The organism is Bdellovibrio sp. NC01 (genome assembly GCF_006874625.1).
GTDB lineage: Bacteria > Bdellovibrionota > Bdellovibrionia > Bdellovibrionales > Bdellovibrionaceae > Bdellovibrio.
This window is the reverse complement of sequence record NZ_CP030034.1, coordinates 1,153,663-1,170,682: the sequence shown is the minus strand read 5'-3', so window position 1 is coordinate 1,170,682 and position 17,020 is coordinate 1,153,663. Positions and strand designations below refer to the sequence as shown.

The following is a 17,020-nucleotide window of genomic DNA, read 5'->3' as shown; positions in this document are numbered from 1 at the left end:
AACCATAGAATGACTCGTATCGAGGAGAGTAAAGTCGCATGGAAGAAGTAAGCAAGCCCCTAGTGATCCGCAAAAGAGTGGCTAGTGTAGAAAAAACCACAGCCGCAACTGTCACACCCGTCGCGTGTAACAAAGACGAAGTGATTGAGACAGTTCGCAAACAACTCGAAAGTTTTTTACATTTACTCGTGGATCACCCGACAGAGGTCAAGATCTCGGTCGAACAAGGTGAACGGACGACGATTTTCAAAATCGACTGCACACAAAGAAATCTTGGAAAAGTATTGGGCTGCAAAGGCAAGATGATCACAAGCCTTCGCAACATGGCTCTTGCTGTGACAGCTCGCCACGGCTTTCGCTCCATCATCGAAGTTCCTTATTATGCAAACGCGAACGCTGTCGCGGAAAGTGAATGTAAGGAATTGAAGACTGCTTTTTAACAAGCTAGACTCACTCTCACTTTTTCTATCGGCTACATTTGCTTCATGACTACCAACGAGCTGATTGAACTTGATCCACAAATACTTCGAGAGCTTTTAAAAGAAAAAGAAATCTCACGCCAAGAATTCGCGCAGCAGTTAGGCATCTCAACGAAAACAATTCAACGTTGGGTGAATGGCACTGTGCGAAGAGTTCGCCCCGACACACTCGGGCGCGTTGCCCAAGTCTTGGGTGTGCCACCCGATCGGATTCGCAAATCATCGATCCCGTTAGAACTTCGCCCGATCAATCGCGTGTTAGAAGAAATTTGCAGTGATGCATTTATGGCGCGCATTCGAGCGATGGATGATTTTCCGACATATTTAAAACTTCTGAAAACATTTAATGCGCAGGAATTGTGTTCTGCTCAACGTTTGACACTGTATTTACAATTGGGCTCGACCACTTTCTTTTTGGGACGCATCCGCGCCAGTCGTCTTTATTTAGATGAAGCTTTGAAAATCGCCTACTCGCTGAATGATACAGTCAAAATTATTGCGATTTTAAGCTGGTCGGCTTTGCGTGAAGATTTCGCCGGCAATAGTCCCGAAGCAATGCGCATGATTGAACAGGCCGAACAGCATTTGCAGTATGCAAAAGACAGCGTGACCGCGCGAGCGGATATTTTATTTCGCAAGGGGCACGTTCTTTATCACAATGAAAGAATTGAAGAGGCGATTCCCTATATTCGTGACTCTATCCTACTTGAATACAAACATCCGACCTTAAACTTATTCCGCTTGGGAATGAAATATTATCACTTAAGTGAATGCTACATTCGCCAACGCAATTTTTCAAAAGCTCGTGCCACATTAAAAAAGACTTTTCATATTGCTGAAAAATCCGGTTGGGTGCGTGGCCAATCTTACAGTCACTTCGGCTTAGGCATCATTACGATTTTTGAAAATGGTGACTGTGAAACAGTTCGCGGTAATTTTGCGAAAGCTCGCGTCTTACGTAACCACACAACCCCAGAACGCATTAACACCAAAGCAGAACAGCGCGAGTTCATTTACTTAGCTATTAAGGGCCAATTGCGTGAAGCACGAGACCTCGTGGCAAATCATGTCCGCTTGAATCGCCGCTACATTCACTTTTTTGCTTATTCCGTGTTAGATGCGTTGTTCTTCGCAAAGTTTTCGCCGGAGACTTTTTCTTTACGCGGAAGTCTGATTGAGCGCGCCACTCAGTATTTCGAAAAAAATAAGCTGGAAAATGCGCTCAATGCCGTGAAAGTTTTAAAAAGCAAAGAGCGCATCACGAAAAATGAACTTTTAGAACTCTACGTTTTTTGATAAACGCGATTCCATCGCTTTCTCAACGTAAGGTAGTTTCCAACCACTGAGTTGTTCTTGTTTCGCACCGTAAAGACGCATCACCAGATGGAAATTTCCTGCTGGTGCAGGCAACCAGTTTGCAACGCGGTCGCGGCCTGGATTTGTTTCTTGAATATACAGATCCAATGAGCCATCGCCGTTGTATTTCAATTTCTCTTTACTGCTGATATTAAAGCGTTTACCGGCATTCGGCACTAAGGCATTGGCGGCATCATACATGGAAAGGGACCAGAAACCTTTTGCAGGTGGCAGTTGCTCTTTGGAAATATGCAGGACGTAAGGACGCTCTCCTGAAAGGCGTTCGCCATTCACATCTTTTCCCGTGCGTAGCCAAATGGAATCGCCATCATTGTTAATGGCTTGACCGCTAAAGGCGACGACTGCGCGATTGAAATAATCGTTATTAGCATTCACACGAATTTGCCAAGTCGCTTCGTCAGTCAAAGTCGCTGCTTGCTTTAAGCGTTGCAGACCTAATTGATAGCCTTCGTTGATGGCCGCCTGCATTTCTTGTGACAAATTGTTGAGATGATAAGCCTGTCCTGGGTTGAGTCCTAAGCGACGCAGCTCTTCGACTTTTTTTGTATCTGCGGTTAATGGTTTGTTATTTTTTAATTCTTCTGCAAAATCGCCAAAGAAAGTACTAGCGTCTAGCTGCTGCATTTGCGCGACCGGTTCGGTTTTACTATTAACAAGCGGATTCACACTGACATTGGATGGTGGAAGATAGATTTTTCCGTAATAACTTAATGGCGTCAGATCCAGGTCATTTTGAAAATGATGGATATCGGGAAAGTCCTTGTTACTGCTGCCTTGAATGCGTGTCACAAGCCAGGCATTGTTTGTTTCAATTCTGACAACACGAACACCTTCGGGAGCTTGGCCCTTCCAATTGGGTCCCGCTAATAACACCTGCAGCTCTCTATTTTTTGTTTCTGTGGAACCCAGATTGGCGACGATATCACTCCACGCATTCATGAACACCAACGAATAAAAACGATTCGATTTGGGAACTGTTAACACCATCGGTTCATCCGCAAGATCCAACCACGCTGTCGAATAAAGCACGTCGGTGGTAAGCCCTGTGTCTTTCACATTTTCATCTGGAAAATTACGAGTGTGAACGAATTGATTGATCGGCGCTTTAATTTTAGTCGTATAAGGTGTCGCCGTTTGTACATCACGAGTTTTCGCTAACATCACTAACGGATACGCATAAATAGTCGCATCCGATGCCAGCTGTTTTGCTTCTTGTGGCGAAGCCATTTTCACCTGCGATTTGGTAGACGTCGCACAGGAACTTAGAAGAACACACCAAGAAAGTCCAAGCATGAATAATCCGCGCATGAAGCCCTCCCTATTTGGCATCCCTGACAGGATAGGAAGAAGGTAGAGGCGCACGAACTTACAAATTCTTAAGCACAGGCAAAGGTCTAAGGCGAGTGTGTGATTACACTGTGACTTGCAACGCCTGCTTCAACGCCGTGAAGGCAGGTTTGTGGAATGGCTGACCTAATGTTGTTTCGATAAACACAACTGCTGCCGCGGCATTTTTTGGATTGGGATTGTTCACGGATTTCATAACGACTTCCGCAAAGCAATCGGCCAACGCCACAACGCGTGCGAATGGATTCATTTTAAAATCGCGAATACGGCGTGGATAGCCCTGCCCTGGCGAGTTTTCGTGATGCTCTAAAACAATCGCGATGATGTCATCTGAAATGCTTGGCATCGTGCGCAGGATTTCAACTCCGCGGTAAACGTGCGATTCATAAATTGCTGCTTGTTCGCGATTCATCGCGTGACGAGGCATCTCAAGAATCTCATCGGGCAACTCTTTCATGCCGACGTCATGTAGAAGCGCACCCAGTGCGAGTTTTTCCAAGTTAGCTGACATGGTCCACTTCATGGAACGCGCGATGATCACGGAAATCGCTGACACCATCATTGCATGACGGATCAGATCTTCATTTAAGTTCGCCATCAAGTTAATAACGAAACTGATATCCGGCTTGTCATCAACAAGAGCTTGAATGGATTTACTAATCACCTTGGAATGCTCAAGAGCCAAATGATCGAAACCAAGATGTTCGATCTCTTTAAAAATCGAATCCGCAGCGCGCGACAAGACGACCGTCTTTGTTTCAATGCTGATTTTCTGGCTATCTAAGACGATACCCGCCACTGTCAAAGCTTTACCAACACATTTGTGATAATCCGCTTTTCTGACGTACAGCCACTCTGCTTTTTCTGGAAAGTGCATTTGATCGAAATTGACCTTTGCACCTTCTTTAAGGATCATGACGTAGTTCTTTTCAGAGAGTTTTAAGAAAATATCGACAGGGACTTGCGTACCGGGGATAAATTCATCCCTGGACACAGCCATGAAATCTTCCGGATCGACTGGAGCTGACTTAATGTCTCGCACATTGCTCATACTCTGCTTATCGGGTTTTTCGAACAAAAGCTGTAGCAAGAATGCTCAAAATGAGACTTTGAAATTCCGCACTTTTTAAGGCAGGCTAATGGCGTGATAAAACGGTTTCTTTTCACGATTATGACTTTCTTAAGCATTGTGGCTTCTGCGGCGAAACCCGCTGGCAATGCGGCTCCGACGTTGCATGCAGCTATTCCCGAAGGTTTGGCAGCGCCGCTCTTGATGGAAAATAATCCTAATAAACTCGAAGGTCTTTTGCCCGATTACATGAAGGCGATTGGAGATGCTTTAGGTAGAAAAACATCATTAACGTTGTTAACTCGCTATCGCATCACCAACTTTTTGCTGTCTGGAAAGTCTGATGTGCTTTGCTACTCGAGTCGCGCGTGGGCCGAGGATAAAGGTCAATTAAATTGGTCCAAAACTTTGTTCATGAAACGCGAAGTGATATTGGGGCCCTCTCCAATGCCCGCAAAGCTCAGTGACCTTGGTGGCAAAACAATTGGGACGATTTTGTATTATGTGTATCCTCGCCTGGACCCTTTGTTTAATTCTCATCGCATTACCCGCGAAGATGCTTCGAGTGAGGAAGCGAATTTGAACAAAATTGTTAAAGGTCGCATTCAATATGTTGTGACCGATGAGATTTTTTTGGATTACTTCAAATTGAAAAATCCAAAGATTGAAGAAGGTCGCTCGCGTTTGTTTTTACAAGAATATCCAATTCAGTGTTCCGTCAGCAGACTTGGAACTGTGAATGTGAAAGATCTTGATAAAGCGATAGAAAAAGTGAAATCAAGCGGCCAATTAGAGGCTTTATTTAAAAAATATGGTGCGACAGTCCACTAAAATTTCGCTTCTGCCATGTGAAGCCCAGTCTTGCTCTTCGCAATAAGAAAATTTGATGCCCCCTTAGGCTCCGCACAGAGTTAAAATAGAATGAAAGTAAGGAGGCTGATATGAACACACCTCTCCATACTCACAATACTTTTAAAGATAAAGCGGCCGTGCTTCTGCGTTACTCACGCCTGAATGCCCATCACAAATACTCTCTCGCTAAAAATAGAGTTCATCACCTTCCGGGCGTTGAAACTTGCGAAACAGTTTTAAGTCTATTACATACTCATCAAGATGATATGGTTTGGGACGTCGAAGAACGTGACGTGGAAGAATGTCTTTTCGAGAACGAACACAAGCACTAATTATATTTTTGATAATTCAATCTTACCGACAGCTCTTTGTAAATCCAAGACTGTCGGTTGTTTTGTATCACGTGCTTATAAAATGCATAGATAATCGTGGTGAGGATTCTTAATCTCCTTCGTGCACTCAAACACAAAGGAGATTTTTTATGCAAATGAAGAAGTTGATTTTGGTTTCTTTAGCGTCAATGCTTGTGGGTTCGTTCGCAAAAGCTTACGAAACAGCACCGATGTCATCAGCATCTGGCGAAGAGCAAGTTATGCAGAATGTGGTAGAACCAATGTGGTGGCACCATGACTCTGACAGCGATGAAGCTCGTCCGACATGTCCAAAGCATTATTTGGTCGCAAGAAAACACTGCTGGGATAAAGCGCACTGGCGTTTCTATCACTGCGGTTACGTTTGTATTGAACAAGTGAAAACTCGTCCAGGCGAAGGCGGCAAAGACCACGGTTCTCACCGCGGCCGCTAGAAACTCAGCCCAAGTCAGAGGCTGAGTTTCTGACTTGGGATTTGGAATGGTGCAGTCGGCAGGACTCGAACCTGCAACCCCTTGGTTCGAAGCCAAGTGCTCTATCCATTGAACTACGACTGCCCTTGGATAACGCCTTTAGACTACCAAGGACACTCTGTGCAATGCAAGAAAAGACACGCCCCGGCTACTCTACGGTTGCGCAATAGCCGCAGAATTAATGACCCAATCTTTAAAACTTGCTAGGTCGTAAAAAAAGAGCTCCGCCCCGGCCTCAATCAGGGATTTCTTTTTCGCGTGGCCATCCCACATGGCAGCTCCTCGAATGGCGGAGATATTTTTTGCGCCGATGATATCTGTTGAGCTATCGCCGATAACGATGGCCCGATCCTTACTCACCTGGTTCCAAGCAAAAATAAGGCTGTTGGCGTGAGGTTTCGAATCAATTTCTGTGGCGAAACTTAATGTCGCAAAGAATTCTTCCAGCCCGTGATCTTTTAAAATCTTACGCGCTGAAAACTCATCACGTGCCGTCCACAAATGTAAACGTAAGCCCCGATCCTTAAACGCTTCAAGAGTTTCCACAACTCCGTCGAACAATTCATAAGAAAACTGGCTAGAGACCACTCCCCAACTTGCGATGGCCTCGCTACGCTTTTGGGGACAAGAAACTTCAAAAGCTTCAAACAATTTCGAAAATTCCGGATGGAAATTATCGATAGATTCCTGCAACGACACCTGGCGCCCTAAAATATTTGAAAACACCACGCGATTCACTTCATAAATTTTTTCCCGCGATTTGATCAGCGTTCCATCGAAATCGAAAACGACGTCGGTGATCGTTGCTTCTTCAAGCTCAATGATACGCTCTAGGGAATGATGATGAAACTTTACCTGCACTCCACCATCCAACTTCAGACACAATTCCGGATTTAAATTTTTATTGCCACCTTCAATGAATTCCAGATGTGGAAAGCGCGCTCGCAGCGATGAAAAGCACTCGCTGGTGACGAATTCAGCATGTTCAAATCCGGTTGTGTAAACCGCTCCACTTTTCGGAGAAGGAAGTTCGACCAAGCGAATTTGATGTGATTCGGTTTGAAAAGGTAACGTCAGCAAAAAAGTCGAAATCGCGCGGCCGTTCACCATTGCCTCTGTAAGCAACTTCCCATGTGCTGAAAGTGCTGCTTTGTAATAGTCATACTCTGCGGCAGTGCCCACGCGGAAACAGATGTGGTCGCTGTCATAGTCCTGCGCCGGAATGCCGACGTTGGCCATCTTTGCAGTCAGTGATCTGATAAAATCTTCGCCGGCTTGCTTAAAACTGTCGAAATCGAATCTGTTTGTTTCCATGAGGCTTGATTTCACATATTTCAATGTGATTGTAAATTACATAAAACTCACTTAATATGTGACTAATGATTACTTACCCAAATCTTTATCATCTCAAATACTTTGTCGATGCCGTTGAACTGGGAAGCATCAGCGGGGCCGCCCAAAAGAACTTGGTGACACATCCTGCGATCAGTCGTGCTATTTCCGCGCTAGAAAAGCATTTGGGGGTAGCTCTGTTAGAGCATCAAAAGAAAAGTTTCAAAGTTACGAACGCTGGCCACAAGGTGGCCGAACAAGCCCGTCTTTTGCTGGCTGCAGCTTCAGGGTTTGACTCTTTAAGTCTTCATAGCGATATCGATCAGGCCATCGAAATAAAAATTGGCCTTTCGCGAACTCTTTCAGAGGCATACCTTACGCCACTTCTACACGGGCTTAAGGAAACCTTTCCCCACGCGACTGCGAAAGTTCGCTTTGGGACGACCCACGAAATTACCGAGGCTGTTGCCAACCGCTCTATCGATGTGGGGTTAACAATTGGAACACTGAATCTGCCGACACTGCGCCAGACAGCCATTAAAAAAGGCAACTTTGTTCTGATCGAAAGCGGCCCTAAGAAAAACTGGCGGAACGATCTTGAAACACAGCCCTTCCTAGTCACGGAACCACGCCTTGAAACTGAAAAACTTAAAACCGCTTACAAACAGCGTTTTAACCGCCAGCTCCCCGTTCTTTTTGAAATTAGCAGCTGGGAGGTCATTGGCCAGCTTACACAAAAAGGCATTGGAATCGGGCTTTTACCTGACATTGCGCTTGAGAATTGGAAGAAGGACTCTTATAGAATCGTAAAATCTTTCGGCTTTGAAAGTTCTTACGAAGTCTTTGTGCACACGCTGAAGTCGTCTGCCAATAATCGAGTTCTTGATTATGTTATTCGCGAGGCTCATGCCCTGCCACATCATCCCTAAGTTTTCGTTTGAGTCGGCGCCCAATCCCGCACAATATGGTGGGCAATGGGCCTTATTCGTTTTTCAGCAAATACTATTCGCAATTTAAGTTTAACTTTCGTAGGACTTGTCGTCCTTTACACGATCGCAGGATTTTTCGTTGTTCCAATGATCGCGAAGAATGAAATTCAAAAACACGTTGCAGAACGTCTAGGTGCCAAACCTGAAATCAAAAAAATAAAATTTCATCCATTCACGTTCGAAGCCGCCATTGAAGGATTTTCTTTGCCAGAACCTGGTGGCAAAGGAACAAGGCCCCGTCTGCAATTTGACGTGTTCTATGTCAATCTTTCGATCTGGCATTTGCTAAAAAAAGAAATCTATCTTTCAGAAGTTCGCATCAAGCATGCGGACGGTCAGTTCACAATTTTAAAAAATGGTGAGACAAACTGGGAAATCAAAGAACTACCATCTGACAAAAAGGCTGAAGGCAAGAAAGACGACAAAGGATCTGATTGGCTGCTGTTCATCGAACACATTAAGATTTCGAACAGCAAATTGAATTTCCAAGATGAGACACACAACACCCCACTGTCATTGCCGTTAGGACCTGTCAGCCTGAGTGCATCTGATATCAGCACTCATCTTGATTCAGAAACTTCGATCAACAGCTTGGCGATTGATGTTGGCGAAAAAGGTCACGTGAAAGTCAGCGGTTCGATGACGCCAAAGCCATTCTCTGCCGATTTAAATCTGGATATGGCAGAAATTCCTTTGGAGTTTTTGACAGCTTACTTGTCTGATAAAACTTATTTGGTGCTGCAACAAGGCTCGACAGACATTAAAGGCAAACTGCGATACCAAAAGGGAAATATCATCTTTAATGGTGATTCAAATATTCATGATCTGGTATTGAATCAAGCAGAAGTCGAACAACCGGTTGTGACATGGAAGCGCTTGGATCTAAAAAAGATCGAAGTGCAAACATCACCGATGTCTGTGAAAGTCGATGAAGCCATCCTGAAAGAGCTCGATACAGAAATCATTCTGCGTAAAGATGGAACATTGAACTATCGCACGGTTTTACGAAACCCTCCGCCACTGCCAAAGGCTAAAAGCAACACAGCTCCTGCAAATAAAAAAGCTGTGGTTGCCAAAGAAACTGCAGAAAAGAAACCGGCATTCGATTTTAATGTCGGAAAATTGACATTGATCGACAGTCAACTTGACTACGCCGATGAACAAATTCGTCCCAACTTCCGCGCGCACGTGCATGGTATTAATGGCACGATTGAACCGATCTCTCCAGATCCGCAACAAAAGATCAATGTCGCGATCGCTGGTGCGGTTGAAGATTACGGTAAATTCCAAGGCAAAGGTTACTATATCCCTGGCGTGAAATATCCAAGTCTGAATCTTGATATGAGCTTCCACAATATCGAGATGACGACATTCACTCCCTACGCAGGCGTGTTTGCAGGATACGAAATTAAAAAAGGAAAGCTCTTCCTGGATTTTAATTACGTCCTGGTGAATCACCGTATTAAAGGCAAAAACCAAGTCCTATTGGATCAGTTCGAATTAGGTAACAAGATCGAAAGCGACAAAGCACCGCACTGGCCATTAAAACTGGCGTTAGCGTTGATGAAAGATCGTAAAGGACAAATCAAATTCAAACTTCCGGTAGAAGGCGACGTGAACTCCCCGTCTTTTTCGTGGGGCAATCTGGTTTGGACTGCGATCAAAAATATGTTCGTTAATATTTTGGCGGCACCGTTTGATTTCTTATCAAGTGCTTTCGGGGGCGGCGAAGATTTACAGACGGTTTTCTTTGAACCTGGAGCAGCCTCTTTAACAACAAATGAATCCGCGAAGATTCTGAATCTTGCGAAAGCTTTGAACGAGCGTCCGAATTTGTCTTTGGAAATCAAAGGGCAGTATCAAAATTCTGACATCGCAACTTTACAAGAAGAAGAATACGATGCTCGCTTGCAAGCGGAACTAAAAAAAGCCAACGGCAATCGCGATCATGCCGTCGTAAATTTGGCAAAGCAGACAATGAAAAGCGAAGAGCTTAATAAATATATCGCCGACTACAAAACCGCACATGCTGGAAGCGACAAAGACATCGCCGTTGAACTTGAAAAGAAAGTGCAACCCTTAATTCAGGTCAGCGACGACAAGCTTAAAGATCTAGCCATGGAGCGTGGCCGCGCGGTGATGACAGCACTTATTGCACAGAAGATTCCAGCAGAAAGATTATTCCTTCTTGCCGGCAGTAAAAGTGATGATGAAAAAGAACCACACACGTTGTTAACTTTAAAAGAACAATAAAAAAAGGAGCTATATCAGCTCCTTTTTTTTATTGAGCACTCAGGTACTCAGCTTACTATTTAGATACACAGTGCATACGCAGATAGCCGTGGCCACCCATCACAACACCCGGGAAGCGACTTGGGGAAATATCCAACACTCCATTTTGGCGAGATGTATTACCATTGCCTGCTTTGATTTCAGTGTTTGCCAAAACATCTGAGTTCAAGTTTGTTGGAAGGATCAAACGAATACCGTCAGCCACTTCAAACTCTTGAAGACCTTTATATGGACTTGTCTTCGCTGTGATTTCTGAACCTTGCGCAGACTTATTCAAATCTGTTGTTACGAATGACCAGTATTGTTGGTTGGGTTGGATCGTGAAACTTTTCAATTCATCATCACGAACGATATCTGCTGTGAATGTCGGTTTATCACCGCGCTTGGCATAAAGATCCCAGCACGCTAATTTAGCAGCAAAACTTTGTGAAGCGACGACAGTCAAAAGAGTCATAAGAGCGATTTTTGTTTTCATTTTTTCCTCGGGTCAGTACGGGTTTAGTGGAAGCCTCCATGGGGGATAGACTTCTTCCGAGGAAGGGTTCTAACAAATTTTAAGCTCATGAATTGTTAGGATTGGGATAAGTCGAAAATTTTATAGGCTGTTCTAATAAGAACAGCCCCTGAATATGAAAACACTTAGTCCCAGGAACAGCTACTTTTCGTTTTGCCCATCGAACATTGTGTTTCCGTTCGCTGTTTTCTCTGGAACGGGCTGAACAACATCCCAGTGCTCAACGATTTTGCCGTTTTCAACACGAAAAATATCGACAATAGCGCGGCCTGGGTCTTTATCGTTCAGCTTTGAATTTAAGTGCAAAGCGACTAAGTCCCCGTCAGCTAACGTGCGATAGATGATGGCTTTGGATTGCGGATTCTTTTTAAAGTGACCTTCGAAGTAGTTGTAAAAAGCCGCCGCACCATTCGGAACATTGGGATTGTGTTGGATGTACTTGGGTCCAAAATATTTTTTGGCGGCCTCTGTCGGCTTGTGATCGTTAAAGGCCATGTTATAAAAATCCGTCACAAGTTTTTTATTGGCATCTTGTACGGGACCCGCAAAGGCCGGAAGCATGAATGAGGAAACTAAAAACACAGCGACGCTTTTCATAGTCATCCTTTCGTCATCAAAAAATTATTTAATGATGAGTTGGTTCTTCAATTGATCCGTTTTATCTGCTTGCGCAGGAAAATGATGTTTCAAATGGTGCCCACAAGCTTCGATCGCTTCGATGAAGCCAAAGCCCCAATTGCCACCACGAAGTTGGCCACCTAATTTTTGCAGAATCTCGTTCCATGTCTCTTGCGGAAGTTTGCTTGAGATTCCTTCGTCAGCCAAAATCACGGCTTTCTTTTCCATCACAGAAATGAAAATCAGAATACCTGTATGGTTGCGAGTCTTATTGATTTTATTTAAATAAAATTCCAAATGCGCACGTTGATGGACTTGATCGACTTCATCACGCTCAGGAACAAAAACTTTTTGAATCCACGATAAACGCGCCAAAGCAAATGACAGATAGTAAATCACGACAATCAAAAACGGCCATGCGTAAACCCAAGGCTTCACCCACAGCAAATCACTGTAAGGAAGTTCCACGATCACAAGCATCAACAGAATCAACATCGTCAATGTCAGTGGCACATGTCCCACCGTTGATGAGCGTTGCACAATAACCGGAACGATTTCGCCTTCGGTTTTCTCTTCCGCTTTTTGCACGGCATGAGAGATTTTTTGAATGTCTTCGTCAGAAATGTATCTGTGAATCCAAGCCATAAGTTACTCCAGTTGCGTGCCTCTGGCACTCCACTCTGTGGCCTGCCGGCCCTACCAATTGCCCGAAGCGCCGCCGCCGCTGAAGCCGCCGCCACCACCGGACCATCCTCCGCCGCCAGAGCTTCCGCCCCAGCCACCACCGCCGAGTGATCCGCCACCTCCCCAACCGCCGCCACCGTAATAACGACCGCGACCGCCGCCAAAGCGACCCAGGATAGAGATGATAATCAGAACAATAATAATCAACCATAAGGGAATGCCACCGCCATCGTGTTCGTCACGTGCAGGGGCTTTTTCATCAGCAAACTCTTTGTCAGCCAAAACCATGATTTCGCTGACGCCGGTGTAAACGCCGTCTTCGAATCGTTTTTGTCTGAAGAGCGGAATGACTTTATCGCTGATGATTCGTTTTGCATAAATATCGGGAATAGCACCTTCAAGTCCTTGTCCTACTTCGATGCGCATGGCGCGCTCTTGCATAGAGATCAAAAACAAAATGCCATTATCTTTTTTCTTATCGCCAAGTTGCCACTTGTCGGTAATTTTGATCGACGCCGATTCAATCGGTTCGCCATCAAGAGAATTCAAAATTAAAACTTGGATTTGCGCTTTACCGCGCTGATTGAATTCATAAAGAAGTGCTGACAGATCTTGGCGGAAAGATCTTGTTAGAATTCCCGCCTCGTCCATCACAGGTCCCGACAAAGTAGGAACCTTAAATTCTGCTTGAGCGTTTAAACCCAAGCAGAACAAAAAAGAAAAAAGGGACAGAAAAAATATTCGCATTAGAATTTAACTTCTGGCGCTTTCTCTGCAGCCGCTTTTTCTTCAGGAGCTAAATCCCATTGCGGCATTTTTTCGTAGTGATACATCACAGAGTTTGTCCAGCTTGTCGGTGGAACCGCGACCAAGTTGTTAAACTCTTTGATCGATTCAATGTAACGTTGACGAGCGACCGTAATGCGATTTTCAGTGCCTTCTAATTGCGCTTGAAGATCACGGAAGTTTTGATCGGCTTTCAAATCAGGGTATTTTTCTGTGACAACCATCAAACGACCCAAAGCTTGTGACAAACCGCCTTGTGCTTTTTGATACTCTGCCAATTGTTGCGGAGTCACTTTTGATGGATCGATGTTCATCGCTGTGGCTTTTGCACGAGCTTCAGTAACTTGAGTCAAAGTCTCTTCCTCATGTTTTGCGTAGCCTTTAACTACGTTCACAAGGTTCGGGATCAAGTCAGCTCGACGTTTGTATTGGTTTGATACTTCAGCTAGTGCTGCTTCAGTAGAGTTTTTAGCTTGTGGGATAGCTTGGAAACCACAACCTGCTAAGAACGGAAGAACCAGCGCAACTAATAAAGCTTTGGGCATAGCTTTCGAAACGAGTTTCATAAGAAAACCTCCAGACATCTTTCTATCGAATCTCTAAGTGACGCTCAACGAAAACCGGTCTATATTAGTCGAATGACACGGACAATTAAGCTTCGATACACCGAGACAGCCGGCTGCATCTTTGTTGACAAGATTGCAGGCCTAAACACGCATACACCAGAGTTTGGTCAAAGAGGATGCGTTGAGGTGTATGAAGATGAAATTGGGCGCAAGCTCTACACCGTGCATCGCTTGGATAAAGCGACTTCGGGTGCTTTGGTATTCGCGACGTCATCGGAAATTGCTGCGGAACTGACACGTTTGTTCGAACAACATCTCGTACAAAAGCGCTACTTGTTCCTGACTGACAAAAAGATTTCACAACAAAACTTCACTTACGAATCGCATATTGAACGCGAACACAAAGTGTTCGTCAGCCGCAAGGACAAAGAGGCCAATTCAAAGACGACCTTCACATGGCTGAAGTCCCTTGGGCCTTACCAGTTGTGGGAAGCGATTCCACATTCGGGAAAGCCTCACCAAATTCGTCTGCATGCGGAAGCCAATGGCATCGCGGTTTTAGGTGATACGGAACACAATGGCGCCCATTTCCACCGCCTGTGCTTGCACTCCTTGTCTTTGGGTTTCACTTTGAATGGCCAGGATGTGAAATTTGAAACCGAAACTCCGGCGTGGGCTCGTGAGGCGGAGTTGAACGAGCACGAAGAAGATCTGATCTTAGCCGAAGCCTTCCAACGTCGTGAGCGCATGTACAAGTTTACAGAACTCAAAGACGAGTCTTTGCGTTTAAGTCATCGTGAGCTCGATACTTACCGTATTGATCAGTACGGCGATTACTTGTGGGTTTATTGGTACAAAGAATCCGATCCCACTGTGCAAGATCTTCTGCGCTTCGAAAAGATCTCGAAACGTCTGCATAAGAAAATTCTGGTGCGTAAGATGTTGAATCGCGGTGAAGATCCTAATGCCGAAATCATGTGGAATATCGGTGCGACCGCTCCCCGTTGGACTGCCAAAGAAAACGGTGTGAACTATGAACTTCGTAGTGATACGGGTTTGTCGCCAGGTTTATTCTTGGATCAACGCGAAAACCGTCTGTGGGTGCAAGAACACGCTCAAGATCGTCGCGTCTTAAATCTATTCTCGTACACAAGTGGCTTTAGCGTGGTGTCGGCTCTGGCTGGTGCGACTGAAGTTTGTACTGTCGACGTTTCGCAGAACTTTATCGAGTGGAGCAAACGCAATTTTGAATTAAACGGCTTAAATCCTGAAGACGATAAGTACGAATTCTGGGTCAATGACTGTTTGTTGTTCTTAAAAGGTACCATTCGTCGCAAACGCAAGTTTGGTTTGATTGTCTGCGATCCACCATCATTTGGTCGCTCGAAAAACAGTGTTTTTTCGATCAGCAAAAACTTCGATGAGCTTTTAGTGAATTGTATGTACTGCTTGGAAAAGAATGGCCTGTTGTTGTTCTGTACGAACTACGAAAAATGGACAAGCGGCGATTTGCATTTGAAGTTAGAAAAACTAAAGCGCGAATTTTCGTTTAAAATTCTTCCAGCCCCTGCCCAGGGACTGGATTTTGAATTGCCGGATCAAGAACCACTGATGAAATCAATTATCCTGCGTAAGAACTAGCTTGCTTGGCTAGTTCTTGTCAGCGCAACCACGTTCCAGTTTTTTTTGTCCTCTGAGGTTGTCACTTTCACGTCCTGACTTTTTCCGTCTAAGACCACTTGTAAATCACCAACAACACCTTGCAGATCCAAAGCAAGTTTGGTTAATTCTTTCGCCGACGCTGACACCTCTTCAGATGAAGCGGAATTCATTTGCGTCGAGGCATCCAGTTGATTCATGGCCTGGCTGATTTGCTGCACACCCATCGCCTGTTCCTGACTGGCAGAAGCAACCTGTTCACTCATTTCTGAAACTTTCATGACGATTGTATGAATCTCTCTGAATACTTCACCGGATGCTTCAGCAATCTGAACGCCATCAGCGATTTTCGCAGCGCTTTGTTGGATCAGATGCGAGATATTTTTAGCAGACACTGCACTTTTTTGCGCGAGATCTTGCACAGCCGTTGCTACTGCAGAGAACCCCTTGCCATGCTCACCCGCACGAGCAGCTTCGATCGTCGCATTGAGTGACAACAGATTCGTTTGGAAAGCGATATCGTCCATGACTTGAATGATTTCTTGAATCTGTTGTGAAGACCTAGAAATCTCGTGGATAGATTCAAGCAAGCTGACGATTTCTTTTTCACCTGTTTCAGTAATGCCAACAGCCTGTTTAGATAGAACCACTGTTTTCTGACTTGTATCGGAATTTAATTTCACCATTGAGGTCACTTCTTCAAGTGCTGCCACGGTTTCTTCGATACTAGCAGCAGCTTCAGTCGAACCTTCGGCGGTTTGTTCACTGCTTGCGTAAAGCTGTTCACTTGCAAGCGACATATTTTCGGAAGATTTCGCAAGCAAACCAATTGAAGCCTGCAAAGCTTTTGTCAGACTGCGAATAACCCATGTTGATAGCAGCAGAACCAGAATAAACCCGACCAGTGCTCCAATCGCCAAAGAATCGTCGACACGCTCCGAAGTTTTTTGATCTTCAACCATACTTTCTTTCATCAACTTCAAACGAAGCGTTGAAAGATCTTCCAGTGATTCAGACAGTTTATTAAATGAATCACGGAATCCACCCGTAATGATCGCCGATGCGGCTTGATCAGATCCCAGTGCTAACAACGAAGATGCATCACTACCCAACTTGTAAGTTTCCTGCCACTGATCTGTAATCACTTTAAAGCGATCGGCAGTCGCCTGACTGTGCGGGATTTTATCGTATTCATCAACTGCGGTATTGAATGCAGCGATGTCTGCTTGAACTTTATTAAGCTCTAGAGCACGACTGTCTTTGGTTGAGCTATTCAAAGCCAGCAGTAAATGACGTTGAAGATTCGACGCCTGAAGTGCCATCTGCCCCGTATAATGAATTGAGGGACCACGCACCGAATTCGCAGTCAGACTGCTTTGCTTTAGAACTTCAACGCCTTGATCGGCTTGATAATAAAGAGCTGCCAAATTCAACATTGGAATTGCAGCTAATAAAAGTAGCTGACCACGAACACCTTTAACCCAAACGGATGCTTTCATACGAAACCTCCACGCACTCAGAATGCGCGCGAATTATGGAGGCCAAGTGGAAATGGAATCCTATCCTAAAAAAGCACAAATGCCGTCTTTGGAAGAGACGGCTTTTGCAAATG

General features: G+C 44.8%; 17 protein-coding genes and 1 tRNA gene. 8 read left to right on the top strand and 10 right to left on the bottom strand.

Annotation, left to right across the window (positions count from 1 at the left end):
* The first annotated feature begins 38 nt into the window (after positions 1 to 38).
* Both DOE51_RS05630 and DOE51_RS05625 read left to right on the top strand, forming a co-directional pair.
* Positions 39 to 440: a KH domain-containing protein gene (locus tag DOE51_RS05630; RefSeq protein ID WP_142695586.1), complete on the top strand. Its 402-nt coding sequence runs from the start codon at positions 39 to 41 to the stop codon at positions 438 to 440.
* Positions 441 to 485: 45 nt separating this feature from the next.
* On the top strand, positions 486 to 1,775 hold the full coding sequence (locus DOE51_RS05625; RefSeq protein WP_142695585.1) for a helix-turn-helix transcriptional regulator: 1,290 nt from the start codon (positions 486 to 488) through the stop codon (positions 1,773 to 1,775).
* On the opposite strand, the gene DOE51_RS05620 is transcribed toward DOE51_RS05625, so the two are convergent.
* Together DOE51_RS05620 and DOE51_RS05615 are read right to left on the bottom strand one after the other, a co-directional pair.
* Entirely contained in the window at positions 1,755 to 3,164 is a 1,410-nt protein-coding gene (locus tag DOE51_RS05620; protein WP_168196393.1) for a DUF1254 domain-containing protein, read from the bottom strand. The two genes, DOE51_RS05625 and DOE51_RS05620, sit on opposite strands and share 21 nt — an antisense overlap.
* A gap of 103 nt (positions 3,165 to 3,267) precedes the next feature.
* Positions 3,268 to 4,254 (bottom strand): HD-GYP domain-containing protein, encoded by a 987-nt coding sequence (locus DOE51_RS05615; RefSeq protein ID WP_142695583.1) that lies wholly within the window; start codon positions 4,252 to 4,254, stop codon positions 3,268 to 3,270.
* A gap of 120 nt (positions 4,255 to 4,374) precedes the next feature.
* Here DOE51_RS05615 and DOE51_RS05610 point away from each other — a divergent pair, with 120 nt between their 5' ends.
* From DOE51_RS05610 to DOE51_RS05600, 3 genes are all read left to right on the top strand, one after another.
* Positions 4,375 to 5,103: an ABC transporter substrate-binding protein gene (locus DOE51_RS05610; protein WP_142695582.1), complete on the top strand. Its 729-nt coding sequence runs from the start codon at positions 4,375 to 4,377 to the stop codon at positions 5,101 to 5,103.
* Positions 5,104 to 5,213: 110 nt separating this feature from the next.
* Positions 5,214 to 5,456, top strand: a complete 243-nt coding sequence (locus DOE51_RS05605) for a hypothetical protein (protein ID WP_142695581.1) — start codon at positions 5,214 to 5,216, stop codon at positions 5,454 to 5,456.
* Positions 5,457 to 5,611: 155 nt separating this feature from the next.
* Positions 5,612 to 5,929 (top strand): hypothetical protein, encoded by a 318-nt coding sequence (locus DOE51_RS05600; RefSeq protein WP_142695580.1) that lies wholly within the window; start codon positions 5,612 to 5,614, stop codon positions 5,927 to 5,929.
* A gap of 47 nt (positions 5,930 to 5,976) precedes the next feature.
* Here the strand turns inward: DOE51_RS05600 and DOE51_RS05595 are convergent.
* Positions 5,977 to 6,052, bottom strand: a tRNA-Arg gene (locus tag DOE51_RS05595).
* 69 nt (positions 6,053 to 6,121) lie between these two features.
* On the bottom strand, positions 6,122 to 7,297 hold the full coding sequence (locus DOE51_RS05590; protein ID WP_246845532.1) for a VOC family protein: 1,176 nt from the start codon (positions 7,295 to 7,297) through the stop codon (positions 6,122 to 6,124).
* A 50-nt stretch (positions 7,298 to 7,347) separates the two neighbouring features.
* Here DOE51_RS05590 and DOE51_RS05585 point away from each other — a divergent pair, with 50 nt between their 5' ends.
* Together DOE51_RS05585 and DOE51_RS05580 are read left to right on the top strand one after the other, a co-directional pair.
* On the top strand, positions 7,348 to 8,229 hold the full coding sequence (locus DOE51_RS05585) for a LysR family transcriptional regulator (RefSeq protein ID WP_142695578.1): 882 nt from the start codon (positions 7,348 to 7,350) through the stop codon (positions 8,227 to 8,229).
* A gap of 45 nt (positions 8,230 to 8,274) precedes the next feature.
* The gene (locus DOE51_RS05580) at positions 8,275 to 10,542 is read left to right on the top strand and encodes a DUF748 domain-containing protein (RefSeq protein ID WP_142695577.1); all 2,268 of its coding nucleotides are present in this window, start codon (positions 8,275 to 8,277) and stop codon (positions 10,540 to 10,542) included.
* 55 nt (positions 10,543 to 10,597) lie between these two features.
* Here the strand turns inward: DOE51_RS05580 and DOE51_RS05575 are convergent, their stop codons facing one another.
* From DOE51_RS05575 to DOE51_RS05555, 5 genes are all read right to left on the bottom strand, one after another.
* Positions 10,598 to 11,056: a hypothetical protein gene (locus DOE51_RS05575; protein WP_142695576.1), complete on the bottom strand. Its 459-nt coding sequence runs from the start codon at positions 11,054 to 11,056 to the stop codon at positions 10,598 to 10,600.
* A gap of 180 nt (positions 11,057 to 11,236) precedes the next feature.
* On the bottom strand, positions 11,237 to 11,692 hold the full coding sequence (locus tag DOE51_RS05570; RefSeq protein WP_142695575.1) for an ester cyclase: 456 nt from the start codon (positions 11,690 to 11,692) through the stop codon (positions 11,237 to 11,239).
* Positions 11,693 to 11,716: 24 nt separating this feature from the next.
* On the bottom strand, positions 11,717 to 12,358 hold the full coding sequence (locus DOE51_RS05565) for a TPM domain-containing protein (RefSeq protein ID WP_142695574.1): 642 nt from the start codon (positions 12,356 to 12,358) through the stop codon (positions 11,717 to 11,719).
* A 51-nt stretch (positions 12,359 to 12,409) separates the two neighbouring features.
* The gene (locus DOE51_RS05560) at positions 12,410 to 13,102 is read right to left on the bottom strand and encodes a YgcG family protein (protein ID WP_246845402.1); all 693 of its coding nucleotides are present in this window, start codon (positions 13,100 to 13,102) and stop codon (positions 12,410 to 12,412) included.
* Between the two features lie 41 nt (positions 13,103 to 13,143).
* Positions 13,144 to 13,749, bottom strand: a complete 606-nt coding sequence (locus DOE51_RS05555) for a LemA family protein (RefSeq protein ID WP_246845400.1) — start codon at positions 13,747 to 13,749, stop codon at positions 13,144 to 13,146.
* 72 nt (positions 13,750 to 13,821) lie between these two features.
* Between DOE51_RS05555 and DOE51_RS05550 the strand changes: the two genes are divergently transcribed.
* The gene (locus tag DOE51_RS05550) at positions 13,822 to 15,390 is read left to right on the top strand and encodes a class I SAM-dependent methyltransferase (protein ID WP_142695572.1); all 1,569 of its coding nucleotides are present in this window, start codon (positions 13,822 to 13,824) and stop codon (positions 15,388 to 15,390) included.
* Here the strand turns inward: DOE51_RS05550 and DOE51_RS05545 are convergent.
* Positions 15,387 to 16,907, bottom strand: coding sequence for a methyl-accepting chemotaxis protein (locus DOE51_RS05545; RefSeq protein ID WP_142695571.1), 1,521 nt, complete (start codon positions 16,905 to 16,907; stop codon positions 15,387 to 15,389). The two genes, DOE51_RS05550 and DOE51_RS05545, sit on opposite strands and share 4 nt — an antisense overlap.
* Positions 16,908 to 17,020: the final 113 nt, after the last annotated feature.

Coding starts and splice junctions, on each gene's coding strand:
- DOE51_RS05630 (WP_142695586.1), top strand. CDS start 39: ATGGAAGAAGTAAGCAAGCCCCTAGTGATCCGCAAAAGAGTGGCTAGT.
- DOE51_RS05625 (WP_142695585.1), top strand. CDS start 486: ATGACTACCAACGAGCTGATTGAACTTGATCCACAAATACTTCGAGAG.
- DOE51_RS05620 (WP_168196393.1), bottom strand. CDS start 3,164: ATGCGCGGATTATTCATGCTTGGACTTTCTTGGTGTGTTCTTCTAAGT.
- DOE51_RS05615 (WP_142695583.1), bottom strand. CDS start 4,254: ATGAGCAATGTGCGAGACATTAAGTCAGCTCCAGTCGATCCGGAAGAT.
- DOE51_RS05610 (WP_142695582.1), top strand. CDS start 4,375: ATGACTTTCTTAAGCATTGTGGCTTCTGCGGCGAAACCCGCTGGCAAT.
- DOE51_RS05605 (WP_142695581.1), top strand. CDS start 5,214: ATGAACACACCTCTCCATACTCACAATACTTTTAAAGATAAAGCGGCC.
- DOE51_RS05600 (WP_142695580.1), top strand. CDS start 5,612: ATGAAGAAGTTGATTTTGGTTTCTTTAGCGTCAATGCTTGTGGGTTCG.
- DOE51_RS05585 (WP_142695578.1), top strand. CDS start 7,348: ATGATTACTTACCCAAATCTTTATCATCTCAAATACTTTGTCGATGCC.
- DOE51_RS05580 (WP_142695577.1), top strand. CDS start 8,275: ATGGGCCTTATTCGTTTTTCAGCAAATACTATTCGCAATTTAAGTTTA.
- DOE51_RS05575 (WP_142695576.1), bottom strand. CDS start 11,056: ATGAAAACAAAAATCGCTCTTATGACTCTTTTGACTGTCGTCGCTTCA.
- DOE51_RS05570 (WP_142695575.1), bottom strand. CDS start 11,692: ATGAAAAGCGTCGCTGTGTTTTTAGTTTCCTCATTCATGCTTCCGGCC.
- DOE51_RS05565 (WP_142695574.1), bottom strand. CDS start 12,358: ATGGCTTGGATTCACAGATACATTTCTGACGAAGACATTCAAAAAATC.
- DOE51_RS05555 (WP_246845400.1), bottom strand. CDS start 13,749: ATGAAACTCGTTTCGAAAGCTATGCCCAAAGCTTTATTAGTTGCGCTG.
- DOE51_RS05550 (WP_142695572.1), top strand. CDS start 13,822: ATGACACGGACAATTAAGCTTCGATACACCGAGACAGCCGGCTGCATC.
- DOE51_RS05545 (WP_142695571.1), bottom strand. CDS start 16,907: ATGAAAGCATCCGTTTGGGTTAAAGGTGTTCGTGGTCAGCTACTTTTA.